Origin of the sequence: Pseudoalteromonas sp. Angola-7, from assembly GCF_028599255.1 — a bacterium.
In the GTDB taxonomy this organism is placed as follows: domain Bacteria; phylum Pseudomonadota; class Gammaproteobacteria; order Enterobacterales; family Alteromonadaceae; genus Pseudoalteromonas; species Pseudoalteromonas atlantica.
In genome coordinates this window covers 63,314-83,028 of sequence record NZ_JAQREL010000016.1, presented here as the reverse complement: position 1 = coordinate 83,028, position 19,715 = coordinate 63,314, and the positions used below count along the sequence as shown (strand labels likewise).

The window sequence follows — 19,715 nt, the reverse complement described above, 5'->3', positions numbered from 1 at the left end:
GACTCTGTGCGAAGCTAAGCAGCCACTGCTCCTACGGTCATCACTTCAGCTTTAATTAAAGCATGTATAGCTCACCGCTTTAAGCAGCCTTTTATTTAGGCTGCCAATGTTGGTATTACTGTTTTTGAGAGACGCTAACTCAAAGAGTAATTAAATCGTAGGCAATAAAAAACCCGCAACATATGCGGGTTTTTTTAAAGAGTTACAGAGCTAATTACTTAGCTGCTTTTTTCTCTTTTTCTGCAGCGATTACAGTGTCAGCTACGTTTTGTGGACATGCTGCGTAGTGTGAGAACTCCATAGAGAACTGACCACGACCTGATGTCATTGTACGTAGTGAACCGATGTAACCAAACATTTCTGATAACGGAACGTCTGCTTTAATGCGAACGCCAGTTAAACCAGCTTCTTGGTCGCTTAGCATACCACGACGACGGTTAAGGTCACCGATTACGTCACCAACGTGATCTTCTGGAGTGAACACGTCAACTTTCATGATTGGCTCAAGAAGTTGTGCGCCCGCTTTAGGGATCGATTGACGGAAAGCGCCTTTAGCAGCGATTTCGAATGCGATTGCAGATGAATCCACGGCGTGGAAGCCACCGTCGAAAAGCTCTACTTCAACGTCAAGTACTGGGAAGCCAGCTAGAACACCTTCGTTCATCATTGACTTGAAGCCTTTCTCAACTGCAGGCCAGAATTCTTTCGGTACGTTACCACCAACAACTGATGAAGTGAACGTGAAGCCTGAATTCGCTTCGCCTGGCTTGATGCGGTAATCAATTTTACCGAACTGACCAGAACCACCAGATTGTTTCTTATGCGTGTAGCTATCTTCGATTTCACGAGTGATAGTTTCACGGTAAGCAACCTGTGGTTGACCAACAATAAGGTCTACGCCGTAAGTACGCTTAAGGATATCTACTTTGATATCTAAGTGAAGCTCACCCATACCTTTAAGGATAGTTTCGCCTGAATCTTCATCAGTCTCAACTTGGAAAGACGGATCTTCTGCAACCATTTTACCGATAGCAATACCCATTTTCTCATTACCGCCTTTATCTTTAGGCTGTACAGCAATCGAGATTACTGGAGTTGGGAATACCATTGGCTCTAGAGTTACTTTGTCTTTCGGATCACATAGAGTGTGACCAGTTTGAACGTTTTTCATACCTACGATTGCAATGATGTCACCAGCTTGTGCGCTAGTTAACTCTTTACGTTCGTCAGCTTGCATCTCAACCATACGGCCAACACGCTCTGTTTTACCAGTAAACGAGTTAAGGATAGTATCACCCTTGTTAAGTTTACCTGAGTAAATACGTACGAATGTTAATGCACCAAAACGGTCATCCATGATCTTAAATGCTAATGCTTTGAAAGACTCATCAGCAGATACGATTGCATGCTCGCCAGTTTCGTTACCTTCTTCATCCATAAGAGGTTGAGGGTCAACTTCTGTAGGAGATGGTAAGTAATCAACAACAGCGTCAAGTACTAGTTGAACACCTTTGTTTTTGAATGCAGAACCACAGAATGTAGGGAAGAAAGCAAGGTCACGAGTACCTTTACGGATACAACGCTTGATATCTTCTAAAGAAGGTACTTCACCTTCCATGTACGCTTCCATTAGGTCATCGTCTTGCTCTACAGCAGTTTCGATAAGCATTTCATGGTATTCGTCTACTTTGTCAACCATGTCTGCAGGAACGTCTGTGATTTCGTAGTTTTCAGGAAGACCAGTGTCATCCCAAACGTATGCTTTTTTAGTAAGAACGTCTACAACACCAACGAAGTCATCTTCAATACCGATTGGTAAAGTCATAACTAGTGGTACAGCACCAAGTACTTTACGTACTTGCTCAGTTACACGGTAAAAATCAGCACCCATACGGTCTAATTTGTTTACGAAGATAATACGTGCAACTTCTGATTCGTTAGCGTAACGCCAGTTAGTTTCTGATTGTGGCTCAACACCACCAGAACCACAGAATACACCAACACCGCCGTCTAATACTTTAAGTGAACGGTAAACTTCAACTGTGAAGTCAACGTGTCCAGGAGTATCGATAACGTTGAAACGGTGATCTTTCCAGAAACAGCTTACTGCCGCAGACTGGATAGTAATACCGCGCTCAGCTTCTTGATCCATGAAGTCAGTAGTAGATTCACCATCATGAACCTCACCTGTTTTATGGATAGTACCTGTAAGCTTCAGGATACGCTCAGTAGTAGTGGTTTTACCCGCATCAACGTGCGCGAAAATACCAATGTTTCTGTACTTCGATAAATCTGCCATTATTTTACTCTTAATAAAGTCGATAAATTATTCGGCGGGAGTATAGCATTACTTAAAGCGAACATCACCATACAAGTCGCTTAAAATGCAATCAATTCAATAAAATTTTTCTAGATTTACATCAAGCACTGGTTAAATAGCACTGATTATTATGTAACCCATTAAAAAGATTGTGTTTTATTCTTGTAATCTGAAGGGCACTCAGTTACTTAATTATTTTGTAACAACGCTCTGGCCTGCCAATACTACCGTAGCTTTGATCAGCACTTAACTTTTCAGACTCTAATAAAAACTCTAAATAGCGACGAGCAGTTGAGCGGCTTACCCCCACTAAATCGCCCATTTGCTGAGCAGTAAATGCACTTGAATCATGCTGTACGAATGCATCATGGATTTTTTGCAATGTAAGCTGGTCAACGCCTTTGGGCAGCCTAATAGCACCCTGTTTTTTCTCTTTTGAGCCGAATAACACATCAACCATTGATTGGGTCACTTCGTTTGCATCAGAAAAACACTGTTGACGCGCCTCAAAGCGCGAAAGAGCTTGATCTAATCTATTTAACATTAACGGTTTAACTAAAAAATCACAGGCACCAAGTTGCATTGCTTTTTCAAGTGTTTCAACTTCTTTGGCAGCCGTTAGTAGCATCACTTCGCTCTTAATTTCACGACGCCGTAAATCTGATAATAAATCGAGTCCGTTACCATCAGGTAAATGTATATCGAGTAAAATAAGATCTGCCTCTATCGCTTGCAACAGAGCTGTTGCAGTACTTAAATTACCTGCAATTCCAACCACTTGGTACTGTCCTTGGCGTAAACTCTGTTTTGCAATTTGACTTCCCGCAGCGCCCCCCGGCAGTAATAAGTACTGGGCAATTAGCTGTGCAACTTCAACTTCGTCTTCAATTATAATTACAGTATAGGTCATTGCTTAATTACTCTTATTATTTTGGAATATAAACACTTAACCGCGCCCCTAATAAATCCGACTCACCAATTTCTAAACTACCACGGCAGGAGTCTAAATTGGTTTTTACTAAGTACAAACCAATACCGTGTTGCGCCCCAGACTTAGAACTAAATTGAGGCGTAAAAATGACTTCATGATCAGAGCCTAAACCAAACCCTGTATCTTCCACATCAAACAATAAAGTTTGACTGGTTTCGTCAACTGTTACCCTTACTTTAGCAGGGCGAGTATCAGATGCTCTAATAGCAGCTTCAATGGCGTTATCTATTAAATTGCCTAAAATAGAAACCACTCGTTCAAGCATATCCTTACGTTCTATAACACCAAGCAAACTATCTTGGTTAAGCTCAAGAGCAACATTAAGCTCTCGTGCTTTGTGGTATTTTCCCACCAATAAACCAGCTAATACGGGGTCTTGAATCCGCTCAAGTAAGTTGTGAATTTGTGCTTGAGAACCCTGACTTTCCTGCCCTATAAGTTCAATTGCTTGCTCGTTTTTGCCCATTTGTACTAAAGCACCAATTAGGTTTAATTTATTCGAGTAATCATGTGTTTGAACACGAAGTAACTCAGCAAATGCTTGTACTTTTGTTAGCTGCTGACTTAAATATTCCAGTTCATCAGACGGGCGCATACTGAGCAAAATACCATCATCCTGACCTTGAACTTGTAAAGAAAACCGCGACAAAATAATTCGTTTATCTGCAGCAAATAACTCAAACCCAACAATTTTGCGGCTTTGATTGCGCAGTAAAAATTCAGCATGCTCAGGCAATAGGTCTTCTAGAGTAAGGTTTTTATGGATTGTAGATGTAGGCTTATCAAGAATTTCACAGGCACGTTGATTTAGTTTACGCACGGTTCCATCAGGCTCCAGTGCAATAATGCCGCTACGTACAGTGTTTAAAATAGCATCCTGCTCTGAAAATAATCTTGCTATCTCATCTGGTTGCAAACCAAATATAGCATTACGTACTCGTTGACCAATATAAACCGCGGCAATAATACTTAAACCAACAAGCATCAGCCCCCAAATAAGTATTTCAGCACTACGAGATAAAATAAGCGGATCAATTGATTGCACCAAAAAACCAACAGACACTAGGCCTATAATTTCATTGTTAGCATTATATACAGGTACTTTACCGCGAATTGACTCCCCCATGCTGCCATGAGCTACCGATATATAGCGCTCGCCTTGAAGGGCCTCCTGACTATCACCTCCAACCATAGGTTTGCCAACTTTGTGCTCATCAGGGTGTATAATACGCAGTGCATTAATATCGCCAACTACTATAAAATCAGCGCTTGTTAGCTCCGTAAGGCTCTCTATTTGCAAATTAAATGCTGTTAAATCACCTTTTCCCTCTAACGCATTTATTACATCAGTTCGTGTTGCGACACTACTTGCTACAGAGAGTGCTTTATCACCCATGTGATTATGTAAACTTTGCGCCGTAAGCTGATACACCAACGCCCCAAACAATATTGCTTGTAAAACACATAGCCCAGTTACCCAAATAATTAAACGTGTTTCTAATCTTTTAGGTTTTTTTACCATGCTCTGCAATGGGCTTGGTTTGTTGGTGTTTGTCATTAACGTCCTTATTAAGCTTGTTCTTGCTGTAACCTAGAAGCTGTTTTATCCGCACGGCGCTGCTTCAAATAATCTTTTAATGGGAACAACAACACTAAAATAGAAAGTATAAAAATACTTAATGTGAGTGGCCTATCCCATAAAAAGCTTAAAGAGCCATCCGAAATCATCATTGAGCGACGAAAGTTTCGCTCAATCATATCGCCTAAAATAAAGCCAAGTAACAAAGGAGCCATTGGAAAGGCCAATAGGCGTAATATTAACGCAACCAAGGCAACACCAACCATCATAAATAAGTCGAATGTGTTAAACGACACCAAGTACACGCCAATTAAACTAAAGAACAAAATCATAATGGTTAATACCGACTTTGGCATTGCCAATACTTTTGCAAAATAAGGAATGAGAGGTAGGTTTAAAATCAATAAAACAATGTTGCCAAAGTACATGCTTACGATGACAGACCAAAATACACTTGGGTTTTCTTGCATGAGCATAGGGCCTGGCTGAATACCATACGCTATTAATGCTCCTAGCATTATGGCCGTCGTGCCAGAGCCAGGAATCCCCAATGTTAATAAAGGTACAAATGAGCCTGTGCATGCTGCATTATTTGCAGACTCAGGAGCGGCAAGACCACGTAAAGAGCCTTTTCCAAATTTTTCTTTTAGGCCTTTAGGTGCCAAATTTCGCTCAGTGGCATAGGCCATAAAGCTTGCAATAGTGGCTCCTGCGCCAGGTAAAACACCAACAATAAATCCTAAAAATGACGAACGGCCAACAACCGGCGCCATATCTTTAACTTCGTCTTTTGTTAATTTAGTTGAACCTATTTGCGGCGTATCTGAATCATTAAGACTTTTAGCGTCTTTCTTCTCTGGCTTAACAACATTAATTAATGCCTCAGCAAGTGCAAACGTTGCCATTGCAATTAATAAAAAGCTAATACCATCGAGTAAGTCGGCTTGTCCAAAGGTAAATCGCTCGGTGCCCGAGGATGGATCTATACCTACCGTTGCCAGCATTAAACCAAATACTGTCATCATCATTGCTTTTAAAAATTGGCCTTTATTTGAAAATGCAGCAATAGCTGTTAAACCTAAAAACATTAGCACAACATAATCAGGAGATTGAAAACTCAATGACACCTTTGCTAGTAGAGGTGCGGCAACCATAAGTAGTATGGCGCCTATAGTTCCACCTATAAATGAGGAGTAAGCGGCAATAGCCAAGGCTTTACCAGCATGCCCTTGCTTTGCTAACGGATAGCCATCAAAAGATGAAGCCACCGTACCCGCCACCCCTGGCGCATTTATTAAAATGGATGATGTAGAGCCACCAAAAATAGCGCCATAATAAACCCCAGCCATTAAAATCATCCCTGAATCAGCACCTATGCTGTAAGTAATAGGGATCATCAATGCAATAGCAGTTATTGGTCCAAGCCCAGGTAACATACCAATAAAAGTACCCACCAAACAGCCTGCTATCACGTACATTAAATTATTAAAGTCGAGCACGGTCGACAAACCAAGCATAATTCCATCAAACATAACTTAACTCCATAAATCGCCCGGAACCAAGTAAATACCTAATACTTGAGTCATCAAAAACCAAAACACCACGGCAACAGGAATAGAGGCAAACAATAGAATCTTCTTGCGCCTTTCACCCATTACAAAAAAACCCGCTAATAAAAAGGCGCTGGTCGAGATTAAAAAACCAACAGGCTCCAACATTGCACTATAAATCACCATTAAAACTAATAAGCCTAAAGTTCGTACGACATGCGACTTTTCTAGAGGCTGGTTTTCTGCCGCTTTTTCGTTTGGCTTAAGCAAAGTAGAACCGATAGAAAGCAAGCACACCACAATGCCAAAAGCTGCGTATACTTTTGGTAATGTAGCAGAAGTAACCGTTTCGTATTCTTCAAATGGTAATAGTGGAATTTGCCACGCCACAATGGCGTAGAGTGTAAATAGCGTCAAGAATAAACTTGGCCCTAGTAGTTCGCGATTCATCATAAAAACCTCGATTAATCCGCTTTACGAATAAAGCCAAGCTCTTGCATTACCACTTTAAGCTGTGCTTCTTGTTTTTCGAGTGACTGGATAAATTCATCTTTTTCTTGAAAGAGATTTAACCAGCCATTTCGTGCGCGAACAGTTTCCCACTCAGGAGTTGATTGTAATTTACGAAGTTTCTCGGTGTATTGAGCAAGTTTATCGGCAGGTAAATTAGGAGCAGCAAAAAAGCCGCGCCAATTAACAAACTCCATATCGTAACCCATCGACTTTAACGTAGGTATTTTAGGGTAATCCGCTAAAGCTTCTGGCGATGTAACTGCTAACACCCTCGCCTGCCCGCCATTTGCAACTTCTAACGCCTCGCTTAAACCGGTAGAAAGTAAGTTTACTTCACCAGAGAGTAAACCAGCTTTTGCTTTACCACCGCCATCGTAAGGAATGTAACGAATTCTGCGGCCATCAACCCCGCCTGCTTTAGCCGCTTGTGCAGCAACTAAGTGATCCATACTGCCACGGGCAGAACCACCCGCTACTTTAATTGAGCTTGGGTCTTCTTTAAGCGCTTTAATAACATCCTGCCAGGTTTTATAGGGCGAATCGTTACGAACAACAAAGGCACCAAAATCAGCAATCATATTGGCTACGGGAGTTAAATCTCGGTAGCTATAGGGAATTTTCCCCGTTAAGGCGCGCAATACAATAGGCGTTGAATTAACCATTAATATATCGCCTTTTTTAGTACCTGATTCTATTAAGTAGGCAATGGCGCGCCCGCCGCCACCGCCCGACATATTCTGAAAAGACGCATTATTATCAATGCCTGCTTTTACTAAACCTTCACCTACACCGCGCGCTGTTGTATCCCATCCGCCACCTGGGCCTGCTGGTACTAAAAAGTGAATATCGGCCAATGCCATAGGGCTGCTTAGTACTAATGATGCCGCTAATAATGTTGTTTTAACTGACTTAAATAATTTCATTATGTGTCCCCTTAAAATAAATACTGCATACGTGCACTAAATCCCATACCAGAGTCTTCATCACCTACAAGCGCAGCGGTACCTGGGCCATCTACATCGCTGTAGATAAGATTGCCCATAAATTTAATGTCACTACTAACGTAATAGCTTGTACCAAGTGTGTAGGTAGTTACTTCGCTACCTTGGTTTTTACTCGTTGCATCCATTTGAGAAACTCGAGCAACTAACTCCCATGCATTTTTAATATTTTTAGGTTGTACAAATAGTGCAGAGCCAGCTTTATACTGTCGTTGCTCACCCCCTAAAAAGTAACTTGCTGAGATATGAAAGCCGTCAAAGCGCTCGCCATCTAGATCATCGCTGCTGTTGAGCGCATCTAAAGCACGGCTTGCGTATTCTGCCTCTAATGTTAAAGAGTCAGCCTGAAAAGCAAATTCAAGCCCAGACTGAGATAAGCTATCCAGTGCTACCGCTGTGCCGCCTGTAGCATAATTAACAAGGCGTACATTAGTTTCGCGCACTTCACCACGCGCAAAACGTTCGCCTAGTTCATTGCCACCCATATCACGGTATGAATGCCATGCACCTAAATGAATCACGTCACCAGGTGCTGCACTTGACCACGTAGCACGCCCTGTAATAGCAAGCGTTAGACGGTCGTTTTCATCGTTACCCGTTGCACCAAAGGCATCATTTTTATAAACCCCAACGGCATATCGAAAGCCTGAGTCTTTAAAGTATTGATAAGCAGATACGCCCCAACGGAAAAAAGGCGAGAAAGTATTAGCAAGCGTACTACGCTCAATAGTATTAATGTGCTTTGAACTAGTAAGTGCGTTTAGCGACATGTCTTCACGGATTTTACCCGCTTTAATTTTAAGACCGTTTTCAAAGGCGTAACGCACGCGGGCAAGTACAATTTCGGCATCCCCTTCGCCAAATTCTAAAAGTAATTTGTGATCCCAGTTTCCATGCTCGCTCTCTACGTAGGTACGAATACGACGAGGGAAGAAGTCGCTCCCATCTGAGCCATCATTGCCTGCGTTATAGGCACCTTCAAAATAGTTGTAATCAAGCTGTACTCGTCCTCCAAACTCCAAATTAAAGCCACTTGATGTTTTTAAAGAGTTAACTTCTTTTTGCAATGCATCTAATTGTGCTTGTAGTTTTTGAGTATCGTTATCGGCTAAAGCTGATGTGCTAGCCAACGCTGCTGTAATTGTTAAAGCGAGCTGTGTGTTACTTGCTTTCATTATTTTCTCCACGCTGTGTTTGTATCTTTATTGTCAGGTAGATAAGCGACGACAAACTGCTATCTAAAGCGCAGCTTATTGTTAACGTGAAATTAACGAAATATTTTGAGGGAAAGGTGCATTGATGACGGTAAAGTACATTTTGTTCATAAAAACCATGAACAAAATAGACATAAACAAAAACTAATAAGAAGGGTCGTGAAGTACACCTATGCGATGACTAAAAAACGCACTTAATAAAATAAGAATTATTTGCATTTAGGTGTTGACAGTTTATTAGATCTAACTGATAATCAATATCAACAAGACGGGAATGCATACCCACTTGTGACGGAATGAACTAATTTGTTTCTCGACCCTGAAACAACGTGTGGCGCACGTAAACAGCTATGGTTACTTGTTATGAACCGCAACGCCCCTTGATGTTGATGATAAGTAACCGCCCTACTATTTTACTTGCTACATTGCTCATATCGGTGACGGTAGATATGAAACTAAAAAAGCCCTTACGGGCTTTTTTTATGTCTGTAATTTAGTAAGTAACATACTCACATAAATTCACATATTAACGGCGGTTTTTACGTGCACGTGCACGGCGCTGTTTTTTCTCTTCTTCTTTAGCGGCTTTTTTGGCCTCTGCAGCGGCGCGTAAGCCAGCTACCATAATTTCTTCTTCCTCACGCATGGCTGGGGTTTCCATGGTAATACGGCCGATAATCCCATCACGTAATTCGTTAATCAGTATTTCAGACATTTTATAGGTGTCTATTTGGTTACCGCCACGAATACAGCCACGCTTTTTACCGGCCATTTCTACAAACTCCCAGTCACTTTCTGGCAATTCATCTATTTTATAGCGTGCTTTTAAAAGCTCTGGGTAGGCTTTTAATAAATACTCTGCGGTATAACTTGCCACATCTTCGTATTCAAGCGCTGTATCACGTATTGCACCGGTGGCGCCTAAACGATAACCCGAGTTCTCATTTTCTACTTTAGGCCACAGCATACCTGGTGTGTCGTAAAGCATAATGCCGTCTTCAAGCTTAATACGTTGCTGCGCTTTTGTTACCGCAGGCTCGTTACCCGTTTTTGCAACTATGCGCCCAGCTAATACGTTAATTAACGTTGATTTGCCCACATTTGGAATACCCATGATCATGGCTTTAATTTGCTTATCGGCGCCCACTTTATGTGGCACTAATTTTTTACAAAGCTCATTAATTCGGTGCACCTCAGCGGCTTTATCATGACCAAACGCGATGGCTTTAACGCCACTTTCTTGCTCAAAATAGTCTTTCCACGCTTGGGTCATTTTAGGATCGGCTAAATCCGCCTTATTTAAAATTTTGATGACCGGCTTGCCTTCACGAAGCGTGGTTACCATAGGGTTTTCACTACTGTAAGGAATGCGTGCATCAAGCACTTCAATGATCACATCCATTTGCGGCATTATTTCTTTAATCTCATTACGGGCTTTATTCATGTGCCCAGGGAACCACTGGATAGCCATTTTTAACTCCTAACATATAATTTGACGCTATTTTAACTGGCAATTCATTTAATTGCGCTATACTGGCGCAAATTTTTTTAGATTAGATATTATGGCTCTTAAATCTACCATTATTAAAGCGCAATTATCGTTAAGCGATATGGACCGCCACGTGTACCAAGATTTTAATTTAACGTTGGCACAGCATCCCTCTGAAACCGAGCAACGCTTGATGATTCGCTTATTAGCCTATGCGCTAAATAGTTGTGATGGCTTAGAGTTTACCAAAGGCTTAAGTGCCGACGATGAACCTGAGCTTTGGCATGTAAACTACAGTGAAGAGATAGAGCTGTGGATTGAGCTGGGCTTGCCAGATGAAAAGCGTCTTAAAAAAGCCTGCAATAAAGCTAAAAAAGTGGTGCTTTATACCTATGGCGAAAACAACCAAGCTATTTGGTGGCAAAAACATCAACCTAAATTGTACGATTTTAAAAACTTAAGTATTTTTAGCCTTGATTACGCCGCCACTCAGGCACTTGCAGATTTAGCTGACCGCAATATAAAACTTACCATTACCGTTCAAGATGGTGATGTGTGGGTCAGTTCTGATACGGCTAATATCGAAATAAAACCACAACAGTTAATGTAAATTGTAGGTAAGGGCGTATGAAAATAAACCACGTTATTGTATTACACGGCCTTTATATGTCGGGCTTTGTTATGCGCCCGCTCTGCTCTCGTCTTGAACAGTCTGGAGTTAAAGTACTTAATCTCACTTACAATACGCTCGACCCTAACTTAAGCACCATATTTAAACAAATTGATGAGTTTATTGGTGATGAGCCCTCTGCATTAGTATGTCACTCTATGGGCGGATTAATTGCCCGCGCCTACTTAGAGGCAGGCACGCCAGCGAGTCACCATGTCACTAAAGTGATTACGCTTGGCACACCCCATCAAGGCAGCCACATAGCGCAAAAGATGAAGCAAAAAGGGTTTGAAACCTTTTTAAAAAACAGCGTCGAGTTTTTACTCACTAAAAATGGTAACTGGCCGTTTAAGGCCAAGCTTTACAGTATTGCTGGCGATTTGCCCATTGGGTTAATGCCGTTAATTGTCAAAGGCAGTCAGTCCGATGGCACCGTTTTACTAGACGAAACCAAGCTTAAAGGCATGGCTGAGCATAAAGTGTTTCATTTAAGCCATACCAGTATGATTTACTCTCGCCAAGTGCTTGAGTACATTATTAAGTGCCTTAACGAAGCAGCCTAGTCTTCGCCCGCCTCTGCTATTTTATAACTGATTAAAAATATCACCCCCAAAATAAGTGGCATGGGTGCGGCAATGTAGCCAAACGTGTCGGCATTGGCAAAACTTGCGCCTGCTAAATGCGCCACCAGCCCCAATACAAATGCTATAACGGCTATACCTACCACTATTAACTCTGCTTTATTTTGTTTTACTGTTTTTGCATCCATAATCGCTCTCCAATAAATTTAAGATATTTATTTTGCTTGAGTGAATTATGCGCTACAGCCATAAGCATTTACTGATTTAGATCAATACATCAAATAGCCAATATTCAACCTTGTAGAAAACTTGTTTTAGATCATAATTTATCCATGTTTTGTCTTTATTTTATTGTTAAGGGGTAGAATTTTAATAAATTCAACCCATCTATATTGTATGAGTGATTTATTGCGCTGTACGTTATTAATAGTTAAAACCTATTGCATTGACTGGTTTAAACAATTTTACTAATTAATAGCACTGAGCAATAATGATCATCAGTTCATAAATAAACGGTTCATCAAGGAGCAAGGTATGTCACAGGTAAATGCAATTGGTTTAAACAGCGCAAAAAGCGAAGACATTGTTAAGTCACTCAATACATTATTGAGCAGCTACCAAATTCAATACATGAATGCGCGCGGTTTTCATTGGAATATTAAAGGCCGTAACTTTTTTGAATTACACATTAAATTTGAAGAGATTTACAATCTTCTGCTTGAAAAAGTAGATGAAATTGCTGAACGTATTTTAACGTTAGATGGCGCGCCACTACATGCGTTTTCTGATTACTTAGAAGTAAGTGAAATTAAAGAAGCTAAAAACATTAGCGAAGGTACCGCAGCTGTAGAAAACCTATTAGCTGGCTACAGCACTCTAATTAAAATGCAACGTGAAATACTAACTCAAGCAGGCGATGCAGATGATGAAGGTACAGCGTCATTAATGGGTGATTATATTTCAGAGCAAGAAAAACTAGTATGGATGTTAAAAGCGTACTTAGACTAAGCTAAAAAATAAGCCCTCAAAAGGGGAGGGCTACAAATAGGGAGAATCGTAAATTTCTTTGCGATTCGGATACTATATTAGCGCCCCCTATTGACTAAACAACGCCACTGTTACCAGTGGCGTTGTTTTTGGTTTAAGCGGAGCATAAATAATTTTAAAGCAAACTAGCCCACCCTTGTCGCGCTTGCATTAAAAAGCCCCAGCAACGGCTGGGGCTTTTGTTAATACCAGCTCCTTAATTAAGTGAAGCTGGAAAAACGACAATTGTGCAGTATTAACTGCTTAAAATTTACTTCTAAAACCAATATAGAAGGTTTGTCCGATTGGGTCATACGTACCTGCGTCGGTTTCAGTACCTGTGCTTGAGCCACTTACACCTGAAAGTATACGCGGAGGCTCTTTATCAAATAAATTGTTAGCGCCAGCGTATAGCTCTACCGCGTCACTTATATGATAGCTTGCTTGTACATCATGGTAGGTTACTGAGCCAATACCCACGCCGCCAGCTGGAATACCAAAGCCACTTAAGAATTGATCATCAAAGTCAGCAGCCCCTATGTAGGTCATGCTCCAGTTAAAATCAAAGTCATCAAGCTTATAGCCTAAGTTCCAGTTAGCTTTGTGCTCAGATGCGCCAATTTCACCTGCAAACTCATCTTTATCCGCACCCGGTAACGGAATAGTGTAACCGTCAATCAAGTAAGTGTATGCAAGGCGAGTTCTAAATGCGCCTGGGCCAATATCGGCAGAGTAAGTTAGTGTTAAATCAACACCTTCAGTTCCTAAACCACCACTATTTGATACACCACTGTCAATAAACTCAAGTGAACCTGCGCTATTATTACCAGAAGGGCCGCTACGACGAGTTATAAAGCTACAGAAGCTATCGTCACCACCGCCATAACATTGGTCTAAAATAAATTGGCGCGGTGTAGATACAATCGCATCTGTGATTTCTATATCAAAGTAATCAAGGGTAACGTCAAGGCCCGAAATTAACTCCTCTGGGGTAAATACCACACCCACAGTCACAGAGTCGCCCACTTCTTCTTTTAAGTCTGGGTTACCACGGTTAAAACCACTAATACCCTGTAAGTCAGACTGGTTAAGGGTAAACTCACCGTTTGATGCAATATTATTTGCAACACCCGCATCGGCACGACACGCATCACCTACAGCGCCACCGCCACTGTTTGTAACACCTATACATGGATCGTTTAAACCACTTGGGAATGTTTGCGAAGGCGGTGAAAATAACTCATCAATATTAGGCGCACGTGTAGAACGAGCACGGGTAGCACGAAGGCGTAAGCTATCCATCACTTCCCAATCAACACCTACGTTCCAGCTTTCTGTATTACCTACTGTTGAGTAGTCAGATAAACGGACTGCGGCGTTCATTGTTACCGCATCCAGCACTGGAATGTTAGCCTCAATATAGTATTCAGTTACATCAAAAGAACCTTCGGTTGCAGGAATTGCATTACCGGCATTTAAGCCCGCTTGCTGTAGGGCATCAAATTCACTGCGAGAAAACTCTTCGCGGTATTCAAAACCAGCCGCAATACCTACCATACCCGCAGGCAGCTCAAATAAATCACCTGAGACATTACCGCCAATAATTTCTTGCTCTACCGACGTAGAAAGCGTACTTGGCGCACTAACAAAATCAATTGCACCTTGCGATAGTGAATTAAATCCGTAAATGTTTACTGGCGCACAATTAAAGCCACGCGCTGTTGCATCAATACAAATCGCTTCATCGGTAATGCCATCCGCATCTAAATCTTGGCTATCAATTACCGCCTCTAAACCTTGGCGAAAGCTTTGTACATTTACTAAGCCACCTGATACTTGCGACTCTTTCGTTTTACCGTACACATAGTAGGTATCGTAAAACCAGCTGTCGTTAATCTCACCCTGAAAGCCCACAGCTAAGCGGAATGTATCACGCTCTGCACGAGCACCACGGTTACCTACATCACTTAAGCGTTTTGCAAAAAAGATATCTCTAGCACCATCACCGTCGGTGTCTGTTGCTGCATTGTAGATATCATCTGGCACAAAGGCATTTCTGAGCATTTCGCCATTTACGTCAAACTCAATTGGCACGCGGCCATTGGCATAAATGTCATCTGAGGCAAACGGAAAAGGCTCTAACTCTGAAATAGTGGTACTAGATGCGTACGTCCCTTCAAAAAAGAAGCTGTGTTTATCTGTTAGCTCGTAACTACCATTTGAGGCAAATAAGTAGCGCTCTGTTGGTATAGCAATGGTACGTACGCCGCTTCGGTTAAAGCCGTTGGCATCTATACCGTCACCGCCATTGGTGCTAAACGAGTCTTGTAAGTTGTTGTTTGGATCGTAAGTAAAGCGTGTATCGCCTGCATCAAAACGCCCTTGTGGCGGAAATGATGAGAAAAACGGATTAACGGCTTCAAAAATAGAGCCCGGATTTGCCGCCGGATCGTCTTCAAAATAAATACCTGAAAATTGGTCTACTGCAGAGCGCTCACGATCGCGCGAAAACACAGCTCCTTGGTCTGAGTAGCCTAAGTGGAACATGGCTTGACCTTTGCCATCACCCGTAGTTAAACCCGAGGTAAAAGAAAACTGGCGCGATTCATCATCACCTTCGCTTGATTCGCCGTATTGGCCTTCAAATTCTACGCCTTCAAAGTCATCTTTTAGTACAAAGTTAACTACACCTGCAACCGCATCAGAACCATATACTGATGATGCGCCACCGGTCATAATTTCCACGCGCTCAATAAATTGACTAGGAATGGTATTTAAATCAACTGCCGAGCTACCAGGTACACCCGATACATAACGGCGCCCATTCACAAGTACTAAAGTACGGTTTGAACCTAAGTTACGCAAATCAACAGTAGCTACACCCGCGCTTGCAGTTGAAAAGTTAGAGTTAGTACGGCTAATAGCTGGAGAGCCAAATGCTGGGTTTTCTAGCAGTAGGTTTTGGATGTTTAAAGAACCCGATGCATCAATTGCCTCGCCACTTACAACCTGTATAGGTGCAGATGACATCGCCTCGGCTGAACGAATACGAGAACCCGTTACTTGCACGCGTTCTATTTTTTCTAGTTCGTCTTCTTCTGCGGCTAAACCTTGAAAAGAAAAGCCAGCAAGCACTGTCGCACTAAGTGCTAAAGACAATGAAGATTTTTTAAATGTACGACTATCTAAGTTATTTATTTTTTTCATACTATAATGTCCCTGAAATGTTATTTTTGTAACTGGTTGGTTACAAACATTTCAACATTAAGTGGAATAATTTTAAGACACTATGCGCATTATTTAATAGGCATTTAGTCAGGTACAAACAGCAGGATATATGGGATGAAGGTATTTATCCCAGATTGTTATAAATTAGATTAAATTTTTTTAACATTTTTTATTAAATACACGGTCTTTATAACTACACACTCTAGAGATGGATTTTTTTATGATTACTTACTTTCATGCACTAATTAGAGTTAGCACGAGCAAATTTGCAACATTCTTAACTCAGCAGGTGCAAGCTCACCGTCACTTTGATTCGCAAACGCAACTGCCCGAGCAGCGTTTAGATCAAATAGATACCTCTCGTTTTAATGTGCTTTTTTACGAATTATCTAATTTAAATGATCCTACTCAAATAGTGCACCTAACTGAATTGGCTAAAACAATGAAAGTGGTGGTGATTGCTAGGTCGGCTGAATTTGCTAATTTTGCGTTTGAAGTCGGCGCAGTCGATTTTTTAACCGTCGATGCAACCGCTTCAAGGCTTGAAAAATGCTTCGATAAGCTTATTCATTTATGCCCATTAGCCACACAAGCCGAGCGCTTGTTTAAAGCCGCATCTGAAAACGAGCAACCCATTGCTGCACATATTGTTGTTAAAGATGTAGGTAAGGTACGTTTAATAGATATTAACGATATTGTATGGATAAACGGTGCGGGTAATTATGTAGAGCTGCACTTTAATGGTAACAGCGCCCCTGTTTTACACCGTGAAACCATGAAAAACATTGAGCAACAGCTAGAGCCTGAAGGTTTTATACGTATTCACCGCTCCACGCTTGTTAGAAAACATGCCATAAAAGAGCTTATGCCAACAGACAGTGGCGACTATAAAGTGAAGCTTAAAAACAATATCTCGTTAAATTTATCAAGAAGGTACAAAAACTGCCTAGAGAGCATTATAAGCCCCGTAGCATAGGGGCTTGTAATGACTATTTACCAGTAGGTTTTAATGTATTCATCGTCTGGGTGTTGATGTAGGTAACTTTCTGAGTCTTTATAAAAGTTAACTTCAATATCGCTGTTGTTCCAGACCTTCTCGAACATATTTTTAGCAATAATGTTTGCATATAAGTAATCTACGCGTTCGTAGCCACGCTCTTTTACGCTGGCAAAGTACGCCTCTAACGAGTCCATGCTATCTACAGTTATTAACTCAAATTCTTCTAAATTAACCACAACACACTTTACCGCGCCTTTGGGGTGCATACTTAGTTCGTTCACCACGCCATTAGTTAGTAAAGTAATTCCTTCATTATTAAAACTACCCATTAGCTTTAAATACATGGTGGGTGGCTGAGAGCAAATATAAAACTCTCCATGTGCTCCAAACATAAATAACCTTTTATATATCAGTGCTTCATTAAAGCTTAATACATTTTGCGTATTTTGCAGTTAATTTATAAGCGTAATAAAAAAGGCCATTTCGAGGGCTTTTTCTTCAAGGCTTTTAAAACGCCCAGATGCGCCGCCATGCCCTGCATCCATGTCGGTTTTGAATACCAGTATATTGTTATCGGTTTTGAGTTCTCGCATTTTTGCTACCCACTTCATAGGCTCCCAATACTGTACTTGAGAGTCGTGCAAGCCTGTGGTGACTAAAGTGTGCGGGTAATCTTGGGCGCTAATATTATCGTAAGGTGAGTACGCGGCTATTACATCATAAAAGTGCTCATCGTTTGGGTTGCCCCATTCATCATACTCGTTAGTGGTAAGTGGAATACTTTCATCTAGCATGGTGGTTAACACATCTAAAAATGGCACATGACACCCTACACCTAAGTAAAGCTCTGGCGCTTGGTTTAATACAGTGCCCATTAACAAACCACCTGCACTGCCGCCAGAGGCAAATACTTTGTTTTTATCACCGTAGCCTTGCTCTACAAGAGCCTTTGTAATATCAATAAAGTCGCTAAAGCTATTTTGTTTATGCTCTTTTTTACCTTGCTCGTACCAGTGGCGTCCTAGCATTTCGGAGCCTCTAACATGTGCAATCGCATACACAAAACCGCGGTCTAGCAAACTCAATGAGGTACTCGAAAAGCTCGGATCTATCGTGTAACCATATGCACCATAGCCATATTGAAACAGTGGGTTAGTGCCATCTTTGGTAAAGGTGTCTTTTCTATAAACTAACGAAACAGGTACTTGCACGCCATCGCGTGCTGTCACGAATAAGCGCTCAGAGGCATAAAGTGCACTATCAAACCCGCCCAGTACTTGCTGCTGTTTTAACAATGTTTTTTTGCCCGTGGCTAAATCAACATCGTACAACGTTCCAGGCGTGGTTAGACTTGAATAATAAATACGTACCGAACGCGCCTGTGGCTCGGGGTTCATCGCCACAGCGGCATAGTAGCATGGGTCGCTAAATTCAAGCGCCATGCGCTCTTGAGCTTGGTTAATAACAACAAAGCGAGCTTGACCTTGCTCGCGCTCAGTTAATACTAAAAAGTCGTCAAATATCTCTACGCCTTCAAGCAATACATGCTCACGGTGCGCGGTGTGCTCTTGCCACTGCGTTTTATCTGCAATCGTTTCGCTTGTTGCCGTCATCAGTCTGAAATTTTTAGCTTGCCAGTTGGTTACTATGTAATATGTATCGCCGTGTTTATCTATATCAAACTCATGCCCTTCTTCGCGCGGTAGTAATGCGTTAAATTCTCCTTGCGGGTTATTGGCATCAAGCACCCAGGTATCGTTTGTTTCGGTGGTGGCCAAATCTATAATAATAAGGCTCTCGTCACGGCTTTTACCCAAGCCCATAAAAAAGCTTTTATCGTGCTCTTCGTACACCATAACATCTTGGCTTTGCGCTGTGCCTAGTTCATGCCTAAACACCTGAAAACCCAGTAACGTTTGTAAGTCTTTTTTAACGTAAAATACGGTTTTATTGTCGTTAGCCCAAACAATTTGCCCTTCAGTGTTTTCTAAAACATCGCTGAGCATTTCACCTGTTTGCAGGTTTTTAAAATGTACGCTGTAAATTCTGCGCCCTTCGGTGTCTTCGCTGTATGCCATTAATTGCTCGCATGGGCTTAGCGCGACTTCACCTAGTTCGTAAAATTCATGGTTTTGAGCTAAAGCATTTACATCAAGTAGTAACTGCTTGTTATCGGTGTTAATACTTGTGCTTCTGTAATGGCGCGAATACTCATCGTCACCACGTACCTCTGAGTGATACCAGTACTTGCCATCTTTAACCGGCACCGTGTTGTCATCTTTTACGATGCGCCCTTTTAGTTCTTCAAAAATACTGTTTTGAAGTGGTTTTATTGCGGCTAGTTGCTCATCGCAGTATGTATTTTCGGCCGCTAAATGGGCGAGTATTTCTGGGTTTTCGCGCTCATCATCGCGCATCCAGTAGTAGTTATCGGTGCGCGTTTTATTGTGCATAGTTAATTGATGAGGTTGCTTTTTAGCAACAGGAAAACGCGCTAATGATTGAGAAGAAAATTCACTTAAAGACACAACAAAACCGTATAAAAAATAACAA

Annotated in this window: 16 protein-coding genes; 4 read left to right on the top strand and 12 right to left on the bottom strand. The window is 41.5% G+C overall.

Annotated elements, in window-relative coordinates:
• Positions 1 to 214 precede the first annotated feature (214 nt).
• The 8 genes from fusA to ylqF all read right to left on the bottom strand — a co-directional run bounded on the left by fusA (position 215) and on the right by ylqF (position 10,639).
• Positions 215 to 2,299 (bottom strand): elongation factor G, encoded by a 2,085-nt coding sequence (gene fusA, locus PSH50_RS17780; protein ID WP_024033968.1) that lies wholly within the window; start codon positions 2,297 to 2,299, stop codon positions 215 to 217.
• Positions 2,300 to 2,504: 205 nt separating this feature from the next.
• Positions 2,505 to 3,230, bottom strand: coding sequence for a response regulator (locus PSH50_RS17775; RefSeq protein WP_273606587.1), 726 nt, complete (start codon positions 3,228 to 3,230; stop codon positions 2,505 to 2,507).
• A gap of 16 nt (positions 3,231 to 3,246) precedes the next feature.
• On the bottom strand, positions 3,247 to 4,869 hold the full coding sequence (locus tag PSH50_RS17770) for a sensor histidine kinase (RefSeq protein ID WP_273609933.1): 1,623 nt from the start codon (positions 4,867 to 4,869) through the stop codon (positions 3,247 to 3,249).
• 11 nt (positions 4,870 to 4,880) lie between these two features.
• The gene (locus PSH50_RS17765; protein WP_064385956.1) at positions 4,881 to 6,422 is read right to left on the bottom strand and encodes a tripartite tricarboxylate transporter permease; all 1,542 of its coding nucleotides are present in this window, start codon (positions 6,420 to 6,422) and stop codon (positions 4,881 to 4,883) included.
• 3 nt (positions 6,423 to 6,425) lie between these two features.
• The gene (locus PSH50_RS17760) at positions 6,426 to 6,893 is read right to left on the bottom strand and encodes a tripartite tricarboxylate transporter TctB family protein (protein ID WP_154945240.1); all 468 of its coding nucleotides are present in this window, start codon (positions 6,891 to 6,893) and stop codon (positions 6,426 to 6,428) included.
• Between the two features lie 11 nt (positions 6,894 to 6,904).
• Entirely contained in the window at positions 6,905 to 7,876 is a 972-nt protein-coding gene (locus PSH50_RS17755; protein WP_126008605.1) for a tripartite tricarboxylate transporter substrate binding protein, read from the bottom strand.
• A gap of 11 nt (positions 7,877 to 7,887) precedes the next feature.
• Positions 7,888 to 9,129: an OprO/OprP family phosphate-selective porin gene (locus PSH50_RS17750; RefSeq protein WP_273609932.1), complete on the bottom strand. Its 1,242-nt coding sequence runs from the start codon at positions 9,127 to 9,129 to the stop codon at positions 7,888 to 7,890.
• A gap of 565 nt (positions 9,130 to 9,694) precedes the next feature.
• Complete coding sequence (gene ylqF, locus PSH50_RS17745; RefSeq protein WP_054983594.1) at positions 9,695 to 10,639, bottom strand: ribosome biogenesis GTPase YlqF; 945 nt, start codon at positions 10,637 to 10,639, stop codon at positions 9,695 to 9,697.
• Positions 10,640 to 10,730: 91 nt separating this feature from the next.
• Here ylqF and PSH50_RS17740 point away from each other — a divergent pair, with 91 nt between their 5' ends.
• Together PSH50_RS17740 and PSH50_RS17735 are read left to right on the top strand one after the other, a co-directional pair.
• A complete protein-coding gene (locus PSH50_RS17740; protein WP_024033976.1) occupies positions 10,731 to 11,267 on the top strand; it encodes a YaeQ family protein in 537 nt (178 codons plus the stop codon).
• A 17-nt stretch (positions 11,268 to 11,284) separates the two neighbouring features.
• Positions 11,285 to 11,890 carry an alpha/beta hydrolase gene (locus tag PSH50_RS17735; protein WP_004585990.1) on the top strand — a complete coding sequence of 202 codons (606 nt, stop codon included), beginning with the start codon at positions 11,285 to 11,287 and terminating at the stop codon, positions 11,888 to 11,890.
• Here the strand turns inward: PSH50_RS17735 and PSH50_RS17730 are convergent.
• On the bottom strand, positions 11,887 to 12,096 hold the full coding sequence (locus PSH50_RS17730) for a hypothetical protein (RefSeq protein ID WP_024033977.1): 210 nt from the start codon (positions 12,094 to 12,096) through the stop codon (positions 11,887 to 11,889). The genes PSH50_RS17735 and PSH50_RS17730 overlap by 4 nt on opposite strands.
• A gap of 346 nt (positions 12,097 to 12,442) precedes the next feature.
• On the opposite strand from PSH50_RS17730, the gene PSH50_RS17725 reads away from it, so the two are divergent.
• The gene (locus PSH50_RS17725; RefSeq protein ID WP_024033978.1) at positions 12,443 to 12,916 is read left to right on the top strand and encodes a Dps family protein; all 474 of its coding nucleotides are present in this window, start codon (positions 12,443 to 12,445) and stop codon (positions 12,914 to 12,916) included.
• A gap of 282 nt (positions 12,917 to 13,198) precedes the next feature.
• Here PSH50_RS17725 and PSH50_RS17720 read toward each other — a convergent pair whose 3' ends face one another.
• Positions 13,199 to 16,141: a TonB-dependent receptor gene (locus PSH50_RS17720; protein WP_273609931.1), complete on the bottom strand. Its 2,943-nt coding sequence runs from the start codon at positions 16,139 to 16,141 to the stop codon at positions 13,199 to 13,201.
• Positions 16,142 to 16,382: 241 nt separating this feature from the next.
• Here PSH50_RS17720 and PSH50_RS17715 point away from each other — a divergent pair, with 241 nt between their 5' ends.
• On the top strand, positions 16,383 to 17,138 hold the full coding sequence (locus PSH50_RS17715; protein ID WP_024033980.1) for a LytTR family DNA-binding domain-containing protein: 756 nt from the start codon (positions 16,383 to 16,385) through the stop codon (positions 17,136 to 17,138).
• A gap of 17 nt (positions 17,139 to 17,155) precedes the next feature.
• Here PSH50_RS17715 and PSH50_RS17710 read toward each other — a convergent pair whose 3' ends face one another.
• Positions 17,156 to 17,554, bottom strand: a complete 399-nt coding sequence (locus PSH50_RS17710) for a hypothetical protein (RefSeq protein WP_273589491.1) — start codon at positions 17,552 to 17,554, stop codon at positions 17,156 to 17,158.
• Between the two features lie 60 nt (positions 17,555 to 17,614).
• The gene (locus tag PSH50_RS17705) at positions 17,615 to 19,690 is read right to left on the bottom strand and encodes a S9 family peptidase (RefSeq protein WP_273609930.1); all 2,076 of its coding nucleotides are present in this window, start codon (positions 19,688 to 19,690) and stop codon (positions 17,615 to 17,617) included.
• Between the last annotated feature and the right edge of the window lie 25 nt (positions 19,691 to 19,715).